The following is a 12,529-nucleotide window of genomic DNA, read 5'->3' as shown; positions in this document are numbered from 1 at the left end:
TGGGTTTCTCTAAGGTACTGGAGATATGGAAAGAACTTTTATCATGCTTAAACCCGATGCTGTGAAAAACAAACACATCGGTGACATCCTTCAAAGAATTGAAAAAGAAGGATTTAAAATCCTAGGACTGAAATCCTTAAAACTCAGCCTCGAAGACGCAAAACAATTTTACGCAGTTCATGCGGCTCGTCCCTTCTACAATGACCTTTGCACATACATGGCATCCGGCCCTATCGTTGCTTGTGCTCTAGAAAGAGACAACGCTGTTGCTCATTGGAGAGATGTGATTGGCGCAACTGACCCGAAAGAAGCAAAAGCAGGAACCATCCGTGCGTTATTTGCGGAAAGCAAAGAAGCTAACGCCGTTCACGGTTCTGACTCTGTTGCAAACGCTCTTCAAGAAATTGCGTTTTTCTTCAAAGGGTATGAACTTAACTAAGTTCGAACCGACCAAACGATCGGTTCTTTAAATAGAACCGGTCTTTCCTGTGTTAGCACCTTTTTCAGAAATTCTAAAAACCTCCAAACAACTCTTTGATTCTTTTTTTGAATCTTATACAAAAGAATTATTTTCTCCTAACACTCGCATAACAGAAGCATGTTTGTATAGCTTACGAGCCGGCGGAAAACGTATCCGACCCATTTTTGTTCTAAATTCTTTTTTTAATTCAAGTAACTTACCGGAAGAGATCAATCTTAAAGATCATAAGTCAGTTTACTTAGCTGCCTTGGCAGTAGAGTGTATTCATACCTATTCTTTGATTCATGATGACTTACCTGCAATGGACAACGACGACACACGTCGCGGTTTACCTACATGCCATATTCAGTTTGATGAGGCCACTGCCATCCTTGCTGGAGACACTCTCAATTCGATTAGTTTCTATTTGTTATCTTTGATTGAGGCCACCGACTCAAACACCATCCGGGATTGTATTCAGATCCTTCATGCTGGTGCCGGAATCCAAGGGATGATTCTTGGACAAATGGAAGATATCGAAGAAGAAAAAAATCCAAGTTCCAAAGATAAAGAATCTAAACTCACATCCATCCATGAAAAGAAAACGGGAGCTCTCATCGAGGCATCCTTCCTATTGGGAAATCGACTCCGACCCGATTGGAAAGAAAGGAATTCTGTGATTTCTAGTTATGCGAAAGAAATTGGTTTATTATTCCAAATTACCGATGATATTTTAGATGTAGAAGGAAACCTGGAGGACCTTGGAAAAACTCCTGGTAAAGATGCCAAAGCCGGTAAACTCACCTACCCGGGCCTTTATGGTATGGATACTGCAAAAAGATTCAAAAATGAGTCCCTGGAAAAAGCAATCTCTCTTGTTACAGGTGTTCCTTCCTTAAACAATGAATTCTTTTTAGGATTACCTAAATACATTGCCGAAAGAAAAAATTAGACTCGATGACTACCTCGTTCGCGCAGGTTATGCGATTGATTTAAAAATTGCACAGTCTCTCATTTTATCAGGTTCTGTCCTCGTAAACGATGTTGTTATTTCTAAAGTGGGAACAAATATCTCCACTAAAGATATTGTTCGTACCAAAGAAAAAATCAAAACCTACGTATCACGAGGGGCCTACAAACTTCTAGGTGCTTTCGATGTTTTTTCCAATGTGAATGTTCAACACAAATCGTGTATTGATCTGGGCTCCTCGACAGGGGGATTCTGTCAGGTACTTTTAGAAAAGGGGGCTTCCCGTGTCATTGCAGTAGACGTTGGTTATGGCCAATTGGCACAAAAGATTGCGAATGATCCGAAAGTTACAGTTTTTGACCGCACGCACTTAAAAGATTTAACCATACCCCAACTAGAGCCGTTGACACCAGAAACATGGATCACTATGGATTTAAGTTTTATCTCTTTGGTTCCTGTTTTTGGATCACTTGTCATTTTATTTCAATCGAGTCCCAAAATTGTTTGGCAAGGTATTTCTTTATTCAAACCACAATTTGAAGTCCATCCATCTAAATTGGATCGAGGTGTTTTGAAATCTTCGCATAATATAGGATATACGATACGATCGGTTTGGCGAAAGATCAAAAAACTGGATTCTAATATAAAATTTTTAGGACTGGCTGAATCCCCCATCCAAGGTGCTGATGGGAATCGGGAATTTTTAATTCGATGGGAATGGAAAAGTTCTGTCGAAAATCTTTAATTGGTAAAACTGGAAACTGCCACTTTTAATTGATCCGTAGTAAAGGGCTTCATTAAATACGCATAAGACGGATTCAGGTCTATTCTTTGTTTGGCTGTATCATCCAAAAATCCTGTCAAAAATAGTACAGGCACGGAAAACTGCTCACGTAAAGATTCGGCTGTATCAATCCCATCCAAAGGACCTTCCAGATTGATATCCATCAGTATAAGATCCGGAACTTTTTCCGAAACTATTTGGAAGGCCTCATCCCCAGAAGGCACAACCGCAATCACATGAAAACCAAAGGATTCGATTTTCTGTTTGATATTGAGTCCGAGGAAGGGTTCATCCTCGACGATGAGGATGTTCTTTTTCGTCATATATGCTTTATTTTATAAGGGGGGGTCTGTTAAAAAGTAAAAATACTCTATGGCAGATAAAAGTAGCAAACAACCGGAAAATGTCCCAGGAAAATACTATGTCGACCAGACCTGTGTGCCCTGCAGCGACTGCATTAAGGAAGCCCCGAACCTTTTACAGTACAACGAGGACGAAAGTCACATTTTCTTTAAAAACCAACCAACAAACCCGACAGAGGAAAAACAAGCAAAAGCAGCGATGGCGATGTGCCCTGTAGACGCTATAGGGGACGACGGAGAGTAATTAAGAATTATAGAATATTCTGATGTTGCTAGCAACAATGTCTGGTTTTTCCAAATGAATTGCATGTCTCACTTTTGGAATCCATACCAATTTACTTTTTTTGATATACGATTTCATTTTTTTCATCATAAACGGCGGGGTGATTTCATCTTCCGCGCCAGCCAAAATTAATGTAGGAATTTTGATCCCTTTCATTTTTGAATCAAAAAAAATCTCATCTTCCCTTCTTAAGGTATTTTCTTGCAGGTATTCATTCGGTTTTTCATTCCAAATTGTAACAAGAGTATGACGAAAAAGATATCCAGGTTCCGGAAATTCTTCTCCATAAAGATAACGAAGTAACAAAACTACTTGTTTTTCCGTTTTTGGAAAAAGTATCTTACGCATCCTTTCTCGTTCTGGATGGGGAATTCCACCGGGTGCCAAAAGGATTAGTTTTTTGACTCTTTTTTGAAGATCCTTTAGGACCAAATGTTGGGAAGTGAGCCCACCCATAGAATGCCCCACGAGGCAAATGTCTTTTAATTCTAACTTTTGAAAACATTCTAGGAGTAAGTCTGCCCAAACATCTATTTGGTATAAATACTTTACAAGTGGCAACTTACTCTGCCCATACCCTGGCAAATCAAAGATATAAAGCGGAAAACCGTCATCTAACAGTTCTTTAACGACTCTTCGGAACCCAAAACTCTCATCTAATAAACCGTGGAAAAAAACGATTGGTTTTTGGTTGCCATTTCCAAATTTCCAGTAAAAGATTCTATGTCCACCCATATCAACGAAAGACGGTATACCACCCATATTTTTCATTGATTTACGTCTCTGGGACTGATAGTTTCTAAAAAGGCTTTGGTAAAAGTATTTTATCATAATGTTGAATCTAAAAATTGAAAGATTATCGCAGCTTCTCTCCCATTCCCAGAATGGATTAGTTTTCGTCGATCTTAAATCCAAACAAATCCTATATATCGATGAAAACACGATTCAACGATTACACTTTAAATCTCCCAAAGCTTTGGAAATCCAAAATCTCTTTTACGATCATGAACTTTTGCTTTCTGAAATTCATATGCATCCGCAATCAAAAAGTGAATACAAATGGTTTCTGAAAAATCAAAATTCAGAAAAGGTTACTGTTTCTGTTCATTTTTCCTCGTTAACGGAATTCTTTGATTCTGATACTGAAATTTATTCGATCACCATCAATTGGAACCATGAGTATACAGATGATAATTCTGAAATCATAGACAATTTAGAAATTCCGTTTCTACAAGCCGACATTAAAGGAAATTTACTTTATGCCAATGCACGGTTAATTCATTTGTTCGGATTAACTCCAAACCCCATCCAATCATACAACCTACTCAATATACTTTCCTTATCAGAATCCGTAAAAAAGGAAATTTTGGTTCGAAACACAAAACGGATTATAGAATTCCAACCTAACGTTGGGAAAATAATTACCTTCCAACTACAAAGTTATATCACAACAATAGAAGGAAAACCCGAGGGCATTACCATTCTCTTACTTGATCTTTCAGAACTACAAAATGCAGAACGTATTGTTAAATACGGCGAAGATAAATTAAGAACATTCTTTGCTACCATGAACAATGGTTTTGTGATCATCAACAAGGAAGCAATTATTTTAGAAATTGCACCTATTTTTAAATTTTTATTATTCCAAGTATTTGCTTTTGAAGTAGGAGAAGATATTTTTCATTTTTTTGATACAAACATGAAATCAAAATTAATGGGAGTATTAGATTCTGTTATCGAAAACCAAAATGTACAAACAACAGAATTTGAATATTTACTACTTGGTGAAGAAAGGACATTTGAAATTCGCTTTATTCCTGTAAGGCGATATGACCCAAATGATAAAAAAGTTATGTTGGTATTCTCCGACATAACCGAAACAAAACGGTTGGATCGACAACTCGTCGAATCCATGAAATTCGCAAGTATCGGTGAAATTGCCGCCGGCCTTGCCCACGAAATTAACAACCCTTTACAAAGTGCTCTCTTATATCTAGATGATTTAATTACTGTTGATGAAACTGATGCCAATGAACGCCGTAATATTTTGAAAAAAGTTGAGTCTGCAAATTTGCGGATCCGAGATTTGGTAAAGGCCTTACTTGATTTAGGAAGGATGGAAAGTCCCAACCGGGATTTCGTTTCACCTTATTACATTTTGGTTCGAACCAGTGAACTGGTTGAAGTCAGTTGCCGAAAGAAAAATATCAATTTTACAAGGCATGCCGGTCCTAATTTACCGGGAATTTTTGTGCGTTGGCAGGAAATTGAACAAGTATTGATCAATTGTGTGGTAAACTCCATCAATGCTCTTTCCGAAATGGAAAATGCGAGACAATACCCTAAAATCGAATTAGGTATTGATTTAGTTAAAAATCAAAAAAAAGAATGGGTCGTGTTTTCCGTAGAAGACAATGGACCTGGAATCGATGACGATACATTGGAAAAAGTTTTTTTACCGTTATTTACAACAAGAAGAAATAAACAAGGAACTGGTTTGGGACTTTCTATTTCAAAAAAGATAATCGCCGAACATGGTGGAGAAATCTATATTAAAACAAAGGAAGGAACAGGAACCAAGGTAGATATCTATCTTCCTGCCCACACAGATGATAATGGATAAAATTTTAATTATAGATGATGAAGAAGACATTCGAATCGCTTTAAAAAGAGTTCTATCCCGCGAAGGGTATCAGATCGAACTCGCAGAATCGGCATCGGAGGCGATCCGCAGAATTTCGTCAGGGGAATCCTTTTCAGTCGTAATTTCTGATATTCTAATGTCTGGGATGTCGGGAATAGATTTCATTAAATTCATTGCTGAAAAAAATATTAATTTACCTGTTGTTTTGGTAACAGGAAATCCAAATCTTTCCTCAGCAGAATCCGCCATTCGCTATCATGCCTTTGAATATATATCCAAACCTGTAGACAAAACACAAATACTATCCGTTGTTAAACGAGCATTAGAACAAAAAAACCAAAAAGATTCCGATTTAGAAAAATTAATGTTATCGGAAAAACTGGAAAAAGCTCTAAGAACTCAAAATTTAGATTTAAACAGACAAAATGCTGCCATACTCAATGCAACTTCTGATGCCGTAATCACAATCGATTCTAAATTAACTATTGTTTCTGCAAACAAAGCAAGTTTTGATATGTTTCGATTTAACATACCCTTGGATCTAATTGGACAATCCGTTAAGATTCTATTTACTGAAAATAAAATGCAAAAGTATATGAGTCAAGTTGCTAAGGTTTTGAGTGAAGAGGCAAATAAATCTACACTCCAATTATCTGATGCCACATTATTACGTTCTGATCATACTACATTTTTAGCCGATATTGCTATTTGCTCTTATAGTTTGGATGGTGATACATATTACACTGGTGTCATTAGAGATGTAACACAAAAAAAACTTATGGTAGAACAACTCATCCATTCAGAACGCAGAGCATTTTTATCTGTAGTGGCTGCTAGTATAGGACATGAAATCAACAATTCGTTAACTGCCATCCAAGGTTTTGTGGAAATGGCTTCTAGAGAAAATGCAGACACTATGTTAAAAGATAGAGCTCTGAAAGTTACTCTCAACCAAACAGAAAAGTTAAGAGCGTTAACTTCCAATCTATTACAACTAGGAAAATCATTAAAATCAACTAATGAACAGTCCAAAGTATTAAATCTAAACAAAGAAATTTCCTCTGTCCTTCAAGTATTCAAAGAAACAGCAAAATTAAAATACTGTCAGATTAAAAGAGAAGAATCAACGGAAGACATTCCTATTCGTATGAATTCAGATCAATTTGCTCTACTATTATCAAATATTCTTTTGAATGCCGCTGATGCCACAAACAACATTGGCACAATAGAAATTTCCTCCTACCAAGATCAAAAATATTCTCATTTAGTTGTTACCGATGATGGGGAAGGGATGTCGCAAGAAACCTTGGATAAAATCTATGAACCTTATTTTACAACAAAAGAATTAGGAAAGGGTACAGGGCTTGGGATGTTTGTCGTCAAACAAATTGTAGATAATTTTGAAATTCGACTACAAATTGAATCGGCCGCAGGGAAAGGTTCTAAATTTCATTTTATTTTTCCAAAGGTTTCTGAAACATAGTTGCTTAAGTGTATCCAGGATTCAATGACTCCCAACTAGAATTGCTTTTTTCTCGTTATGGAAAAGATTGTAAAGTTTTTCCACTGCAAGAAGAAGCATCCACAAGACGTTACTTTCGTATCACAACTTCTGAAAATATAGATGTTGTTGTTTGTATTGACGAAGTGGTAAACGAAGATTTTATCATTATCTCCGAATTTCTAAACACCAATGGAATTCATGTTCCTAAAGTTTTGGATGTCAATAGAGAGTTTGGACTCACGTTTATGAGTTTTGAAGGGTTGGAAGATTTTAGTACTTACAATCTCAGTGATTACAAAAATAAATTTCCTATACTCATCGATTTAATTCTAAAACTCCAATCGCTCGAACCGCCTCCTCTTGTAAAAAATAGAAAATTTGATACTGAAAAACTGAGTTTTGAAACTAACTTAACTTTGGAAAAATTTGAAGGATTTCGTAAACAATTTCAAATCAAAACAGAAATTTCTAATGAAGCGAATGCTTTTATTGAAGAAACTGTCGGATACCTAAACAAATATCCGATTAATGTTTTTACTCATAGAGATTTTCATTGTCGAAATCTTTTGCGAGCACCTAACTCAGAATATGTATTAATCGATTTTCAAGATGCAAGAATGGGTGTTCCACAATATGATCTGGCTTCTATTTTGTACGATGCCTACTATCCACTCCCCAGAGATTTTCGTTCCTTAATGCTAAAGTCCTTTCGTGAACGAAACCAAGACCAAACAAAAAAATTTAACGATACTTTTTATCTACAAGCTCTACAACGATCCTTCAAAGCGCTGGGAACTTATTTCCGAATGCTCACCGACCACAAAAAAGATAAATTCAAACCATCCATTATTTCTTGCTTAAACCAACTAGAGGAAATCATTCAATTGGGAATGTTTGCAGATTCATTGTTTATTTTTGTTCGAAGTTTACGAGAAGAACTCAGTCGCCATAAGGACTTTAAAAATCTATGAACGCATTTGTTTTGGCTGCAGGATTCGGCAAACGAATGGGATCTCTTACTGAAAACACTCCTAAACCCCTATTAAAAATTCAAGGTGTCAGTCTTCTCGATTATAGCTTGTATTTATTAGATCAATGGAAAATTTCCAAGGTTTGGATCAACACACATTATTTAGGTGAACAAATCAAAATTCATGTACAAAATTTTAAACGATATCCCGTTGAAGTTTTAGAAGAAAAAGAAAAGATTTTGGGGACGGCCGGGGGAATCCGAACTGGGTTACCAGAAAACTCTCTAGAAGAGCCGATTTTACTTATCAATCCAGACACTTTGTTTTTTCCTAAGTTAGATTTTTTACCTAATCTTAGTTTGCCGAATGATAAAAAAATCCATTTATACCTACTACCGACACCTCCTGGTCAGAGTTATACAAAAATCAATATCGATAAAAATGGATTATTAAAATTTGGAAGTGGATCTTATTACTATATTGGGCTCGCAATTTTAAATCCAAAATGTTTAATCCATTTAGAAAAAAATCAATACCACGACCTTTCTGATATATTTAAAGAATGTGCGGAAAGAGGAGAAATTACCGGAGAGGTATTCCCCGGCACCGTTTTAGATTTAGGAACTAAGGAACTTTGGGATTCCTATGAAACAAAAAACATTTTTGGACATGAACTTTCTAAAATCAAATCCTTTATCAAATCTTCATATATGACTTAGAATTTCGTTTTTTCGCTTTTCATACCCTTTTTTTCCAAGTAAGGCAAACATATTGTTTTTATAATCTTCCACACCTGGTTGATCAAATGGATTTACCCCTAACATATATCCAGAGATACCACAGGCAAATTGAAAAAGATACAAAAGTTCTCCAATCGTTTCTTCGCTTAATCCTGGTAATACGATTTCTAAACAAGGTACTCCACCATCCTTATGAGCAATGAGAGTTCCAAGCATAGCACTTTGGTTTACTTCAGAAAGTTTTTTGCCGGCCAAATAGTTGAGGCCATCGCGATCATCAGTTTTTTCAGTTAGATAGACGTCTTGTTTTGGAGATTCTACCTTGATGACCGTTTCCATCAAATGACGTTCTCCATCTTGAATGTATTGCCCCATAGAATGAAGATCGGTGGTGAATTGAACAGACGCAGGGAAAATTCCTTTACCATTTTTTCCTTCACTTTCACCAAACAGTTGTTTCCACCATTCTGATACAAATACTAAAGCTGGTGAATAACTTACCAAAATTTCTGTTTTTTTCCCTTGGGCATAAAGACCGTTACGCATACTCGCATAATACGTTGCCAAATTTCCTTCGGAAGCCGACTTTGTTTTTAATTCGCCTTCCATTTGTTTGGCGCCATCAATGAGTTTGTTTATGCTAAATCCAGCGGCAGCAATCGGTAATAATCCAACTGGTGTGAACACGGAATAACGACCACCGACATCATCAGGAATCACAAAACTAGGAAAACCGTACTCGTCAGCTAGTTGTTTGAGGGCTCCTTTCTCTTTATCAGTAGTTGCATACACTCGATTTTTGAGATTTTCTCGTCCATACTTTCGTTCAAGAAGAGAAAGTAATAATCGAAAAGCAATGGCAGGTTCTGTTGTGGTTCCCGATTTTGAAATCACATTCACTGAAAATTCTTTGTTCTCCAAAAAAGCAAGTAAACGTGCATGGTAATCCGCATCCAAATGATGGCCCGCATATATGATCTTTACTGCCTTCTTTTGTACTTCTTGCGCGCTGAATTCTGGAGTTAACGCTTCAATCACAGCACGGGCTCCCAAATAACTTCCACCAATTCCCACAACGACCAAATATTGGGAATGGGATTGGATGGTTTCTGCAGCGAGTCGAATCTTCTGTAATTCATCTGCACTGGTTTGACCAGGAAGATCTACCCAACCTAAAAACTCATTTCCGACTCCTTTTTTTTGTAATAGAGTTTGTCGGGCTTTTTCGGCATTTTCTAATTCTTTCTGAATCAAAGTTTCAGTAAGAAAAGATTTCACAAATCGATCCGAAATTTTTAGGTTCGACATAGCACCTGTCCTAAAATAAAGTATGGCATCGAAAGGAAGATGAAGTGGATTCTTTTAGAAGTAAAGAAAATTTGAATCGATTTGAATCAATATTTGGAAAAACAAAACAACTCCCACGATTGTTTCAAGCTCCCGCTAGAATCAATATAATTGGGGAACATGTAGATTATTTAGGTGGAACGGTACTTCCTGCTGCTATCAATTTTGCCGTACAGGTTTATCTTCGCCCAAACGATACATCCACCTACAGATTACACTCCGTCACATACAATGAAACTGTAGAGTTAAAGAAACCTTTAGTATCAAATCCAAAAGCACCATGGTCGGACTACATAGCAGGTGTCATTGTTGAAATTGAAAAAAAAGGTCATACAATTCCTGGTTTTGATTTATTAGTCGATGGGAACATCCCCCAAGGATCGGGTCTCTCTTCCTCCGCTGCATTAGAAGTCGTAACTGGTTATGCGATCAAAGAAACATTTGAGTTGGTTATTTCCAAAGAAGAAGTCGCCTTAATTGGACAAAGGGCTGAAAACCATTTTGTTGGTACCAATTGCGGAATTATGGATCAATTCATCATTGCAGTCGGCAAAGAGAATGATTGTATTTCCTTAAATACGGATACTCTAAAGTATTCATACCACCATTTTGATTTGGGAGATTACGAGTTTTACCTAATCAATTCCAATGTGAAACATAGTTTGAAAGACAGTGCGTATAACCAGCGCCGAGCGGAATGTGAGTCCTCATTAGTAAAAATACAAACAAAATATCCAATTTTTACACATTTGTACGATGTGAACCTTGAGGAATCAGAACTCGACACATGTCACCTAACGAATCAAGAGTGGAAACGAACAAAACATGTGACTTCAGAACGCGAAAGAACAAAAATTGTCATCAATGGTTTAGAATCCGGGAATTTTAACGATGTGGGGTCGGCCCTTTTTCAAACACATTGGTCTTTATCTAAAGAATTCGAAGTGTCCTGCCCCGAAACTGATTTCATTGTTGATTCTTTACAAAGTTTGGGTGTCACTGGTGCCAGAATGATCGGTGGTGGATTTGGTGGATGCGTACTCGTACTAGACAAGAAGGATCATTTTTCTAAAATCGAAGAAGTTTTAAAAAAAAGTTATCAACAAAAATATAACCTTGCGATAGACTTCTACAAGTTTCAAATTTCAGATGGGGTAAAGGAAATTTATATATGATCGAAAACTGGAGTGATTACACAGTTGAAAGTGGTGACTTCAAAATGGAAGTCCTCCATCAGAGATATGTCCCCCTACCAGAAACTGCTGTATACTTTGAATTGTCTGGAGAAATCAATCTCTACAATTCACAGGTCATGAAAGAAAATTTGGAAATTCTCATCTCCAAAGGGATCAATAATGTCTTTTTAAACTTTGAACAAGTCAGTTATATCGATAGTTCTGGACTGGGAGTTTGTTTAGGGATTCATTCTAGACTGATGAAACAAAAAGGGTTCATCCGTATCATTTCTCCGTCTGAAAAAGTGAGATATGTTTTAGAACTAACCAAACTAAAGAGCCTGCTCCAAATTTATCCGACGTTGGAACAGGCCGTTCAAGCAACTTAGAAATAAGTAGGAAAAAGAAATTTCAATTTTTCAATCTGTTCTGGATTTCTTTTTTCTGGTGAAGTCACCAAAGAAAACTTTGTACTCCCCACAAGACTGGTATCATCCGACTTTCCTAAAAGATCAATAAGCGTAGAAAGTAACTTCTTAGCTGTTTCTGCATTTTTACTTAGGTTACCCAACACCATTTCCAAAGTGACATGGGCTTCATCTTCTTTCCAACAATCGTAGTCAGTTGACATACAAACCATTTGGTAAAGAATCTCCGCTTCTCTTGCTAGTTTTGCTTCTGGAAGGACAGTCATGTTGATGATGTCGGCTCCCCAAGACCTGTACATATGAGATTCTGCTCTTGTAGAAAATAAAGGCCCTTCCATACAAATTAGAGTTTTGTTGGAATGAATCGGAAGACCAATTTGTTTTGCAGCTTCTTCTACTTTTTTTCCAAGTCCTGGTGAAAATGGATCGGCAAAAGGAGCATGAGCCACCATTCCATTTTCGAAAAATGTAGATGGTCGTGCTTTAGTGCGGTCAATGATCTGCGAAGGAATCACAAAATCTCTAGGGGCAATTTCTTGGCGTAAACTTCCGACAGAACTAAAAGCTATAATTTCTTCTACGCCTAACTGTTTTAATGCGGCGATGTTCGCTCGTGCTGGAACTTCGCTTGGATTTAATGAATGTCCTTTTCCATGCCTAGGTAAAAATGCAATTTCTTTACCTTTAAAACGACCAATGGTGATCGTGTCCGATGGTTTGCCCCAGGGTGTATCAGGATGGATTTCTTTGATAATTTCCATTCCATCAATTGAATATAGGCCAGTTCCACCAATGACCCCGATTTTCACTACATTTGCCATATGAATCCTCTTAAAGTGCAGTTTTCCCCTAACGATTTTG

Annotated in this window: 14 protein-coding genes; 10 read left to right on the top strand and 4 right to left on the bottom strand. The window is 37.0% G+C overall.

Annotation, left to right across the window (positions count from 1 at the left end; translation table 11 throughout):
• Positions 1-25 precede the first annotated feature (25 nt).
• From EHQ49_RS02315 to EHQ49_RS02305, 3 genes are read left to right on the top strand one after another with little or no spacing between them, the layout of a single operon-like run.
• Positions 26-439, top strand: coding sequence for a nucleoside-diphosphate kinase (locus EHQ49_RS02315; RefSeq protein ID WP_039926851.1), 414 nt, complete (start codon positions 26-28; stop codon positions 437-439).
• Positions 440-488: 49 nt separating this feature from the next.
• The gene (locus EHQ49_RS02310) at positions 489-1,412 is read left to right on the top strand and encodes a polyprenyl synthetase family protein (protein ID WP_135575962.1); all 924 of its coding nucleotides are present in this window, start codon (positions 489-491) and stop codon (positions 1,410-1,412) included.
• Positions 1,393-2,175: a TlyA family RNA methyltransferase gene (locus tag EHQ49_RS02305; protein WP_135575960.1), complete on the top strand. Its 783-nt coding sequence runs from the start codon at positions 1,393-1,395 to the stop codon at positions 2,173-2,175. The genes EHQ49_RS02310 and EHQ49_RS02305 overlap by 20 nt, the downstream gene beginning before the upstream one ends.
• Here the strand turns inward: EHQ49_RS02305 and EHQ49_RS02300 are convergent.
• Positions 2,172-2,537, bottom strand: coding sequence for a response regulator (locus EHQ49_RS02300; protein WP_135575958.1), 366 nt, complete (start codon positions 2,535-2,537; stop codon positions 2,172-2,174). The two genes, EHQ49_RS02305 and EHQ49_RS02300, sit on opposite strands and share 4 nt — an antisense overlap.
• 49 nt (positions 2,538-2,586) lie before the next feature.
• On the opposite strand from EHQ49_RS02300, the gene EHQ49_RS02295 reads away from it, so the two are divergent.
• Entirely contained in the window at positions 2,587-2,820 is a 234-nt protein-coding gene (locus tag EHQ49_RS02295) for a ferredoxin (RefSeq protein ID WP_135575956.1), read from the top strand.
• On the opposite strand, the gene EHQ49_RS02290 is transcribed toward EHQ49_RS02295, so the two are convergent.
• Positions 2,821-3,690 (bottom strand): alpha/beta fold hydrolase, encoded by an 870-nt coding sequence (locus EHQ49_RS02290; RefSeq protein WP_244241304.1) that lies wholly within the window; start codon positions 3,688-3,690, stop codon positions 2,821-2,823.
• Between the two features lies 1 nt (position 3,691).
• Between EHQ49_RS02290 and EHQ49_RS02285 the strand changes: the two genes are divergently transcribed.
• From EHQ49_RS02285 to EHQ49_RS02270, 4 genes are read left to right on the top strand one after another with little or no spacing between them, the layout of a single operon-like run.
• The gene (locus EHQ49_RS02285; RefSeq protein WP_135575954.1) at positions 3,692-5,482 is read left to right on the top strand and encodes an ATP-binding protein; all 1,791 of its coding nucleotides are present in this window, start codon (positions 3,692-3,694) and stop codon (positions 5,480-5,482) included.
• Positions 5,475-6,986, top strand: coding sequence for a hybrid sensor histidine kinase/response regulator (locus EHQ49_RS02280; protein WP_135575952.1), 1,512 nt, complete (start codon positions 5,475-5,477; stop codon positions 6,984-6,986). The genes EHQ49_RS02285 and EHQ49_RS02280 overlap by 8 nt, the downstream gene beginning before the upstream one ends.
• 8 nt (positions 6,987-6,994) lie before the next feature.
• A complete protein-coding gene (locus tag EHQ49_RS02275) occupies positions 6,995-7,978 on the top strand; it encodes an aminoglycoside phosphotransferase family protein (RefSeq protein ID WP_135575950.1) in 984 nt (327 codons plus the stop codon).
• Positions 7,975-8,697, top strand: coding sequence for an NTP transferase domain-containing protein (locus EHQ49_RS02270; RefSeq protein ID WP_135575948.1), 723 nt, complete (start codon positions 7,975-7,977; stop codon positions 8,695-8,697). The genes EHQ49_RS02275 and EHQ49_RS02270 overlap by 4 nt, the downstream gene beginning before the upstream one ends.
• Here EHQ49_RS02270 and EHQ49_RS02265 read toward each other — a convergent pair.
• On the bottom strand, positions 8,683-10,026 hold the full coding sequence (locus EHQ49_RS02265; protein WP_135575946.1) for a glucose-6-phosphate isomerase: 1,344 nt from the start codon (positions 10,024-10,026) through the stop codon (positions 8,683-8,685). The two genes, EHQ49_RS02270 and EHQ49_RS02265, sit on opposite strands and share 15 nt — an antisense overlap.
• 44 nt (positions 10,027-10,070) lie before the next feature.
• Here EHQ49_RS02265 and galK point away from each other — a divergent pair, with 44 nt between their 5' ends.
• Both galK and EHQ49_RS02255 read left to right on the top strand, forming a co-directional pair.
• Positions 10,071-11,240, top strand: coding sequence for a galactokinase (gene galK, locus EHQ49_RS02260; RefSeq protein ID WP_135575944.1), 1,170 nt, complete (start codon positions 10,071-10,073; stop codon positions 11,238-11,240).
• On the top strand, positions 11,237-11,629 hold the full coding sequence (locus tag EHQ49_RS02255; RefSeq protein ID WP_135575942.1) for an STAS domain-containing protein: 393 nt from the start codon (positions 11,237-11,239) through the stop codon (positions 11,627-11,629). Before galK ends, EHQ49_RS02255 begins: the two co-directional genes overlap by 4 nt.
• On the opposite strand, the gene mtnP is transcribed toward EHQ49_RS02255, so the two are convergent.
• Entirely contained in the window at positions 11,626-12,489 is an 864-nt protein-coding gene (mtnP, locus tag EHQ49_RS02250) for an S-methyl-5'-thioadenosine phosphorylase (protein WP_135575940.1), read from the bottom strand. The genes EHQ49_RS02255 and mtnP overlap by 4 nt on opposite strands.
• Positions 12,490-12,529: the final 40 nt, after the last annotated feature.

The sequence above is a fragment of the Leptospira perdikensis genome (genome assembly GCF_004769575.1).
GTDB lineage: Bacteria > Spirochaetota > Leptospiria > Leptospirales > Leptospiraceae > Leptospira_A > Leptospira_A perdikensis.
This window is presented reverse-complemented; position numbering and strand designations above follow the sequence as displayed.

Coding starts and splice junctions, on each gene's coding strand:
- EHQ49_RS02315 (WP_039926851.1), top strand. CDS start 26: ATGGAAAGAACTTTTATCATGCTTAAACCCGATGCTGTGAAAAACAAA.
- EHQ49_RS02300 (WP_135575958.1), bottom strand. CDS start 2,537: ATGACGAAAAAGAACATCCTCATCGTCGAGGATGAACCCTTCCTCGGA.
- EHQ49_RS02295 (WP_135575956.1), top strand. CDS start 2,587: ATGGCAGATAAAAGTAGCAAACAACCGGAAAATGTCCCAGGAAAATAC.
- EHQ49_RS02290 (WP_244241304.1), bottom strand. CDS start 3,690: ATGATAAAATACTTTTACCAAAGCCTTTTTAGAAACTATCAGTCCCAG.
- EHQ49_RS02285 (WP_135575954.1), top strand. CDS start 3,692: ATGTTGAATCTAAAAATTGAAAGATTATCGCAGCTTCTCTCCCATTCC.
- EHQ49_RS02280 (WP_135575952.1), top strand. CDS start 5,475: ATGGATAAAATTTTAATTATAGATGATGAAGAAGACATTCGAATCGCT.
- EHQ49_RS02270 (WP_135575948.1), top strand. CDS start 7,975: ATGAACGCATTTGTTTTGGCTGCAGGATTCGGCAAACGAATGGGATCT.
- EHQ49_RS02265 (WP_135575946.1), bottom strand. CDS start 10,026: ATGTCGAACCTAAAAATTTCGGATCGATTTGTGAAATCTTTTCTTACT.
- EHQ49_RS02255 (WP_135575942.1), top strand. CDS start 11,237: ATGATCGAAAACTGGAGTGATTACACAGTTGAAAGTGGTGACTTCAAA.
- mtnP (WP_135575940.1), bottom strand. CDS start 12,489: ATGGCAAATGTAGTGAAAATCGGGGTCATTGGTGGAACTGGCCTATAT.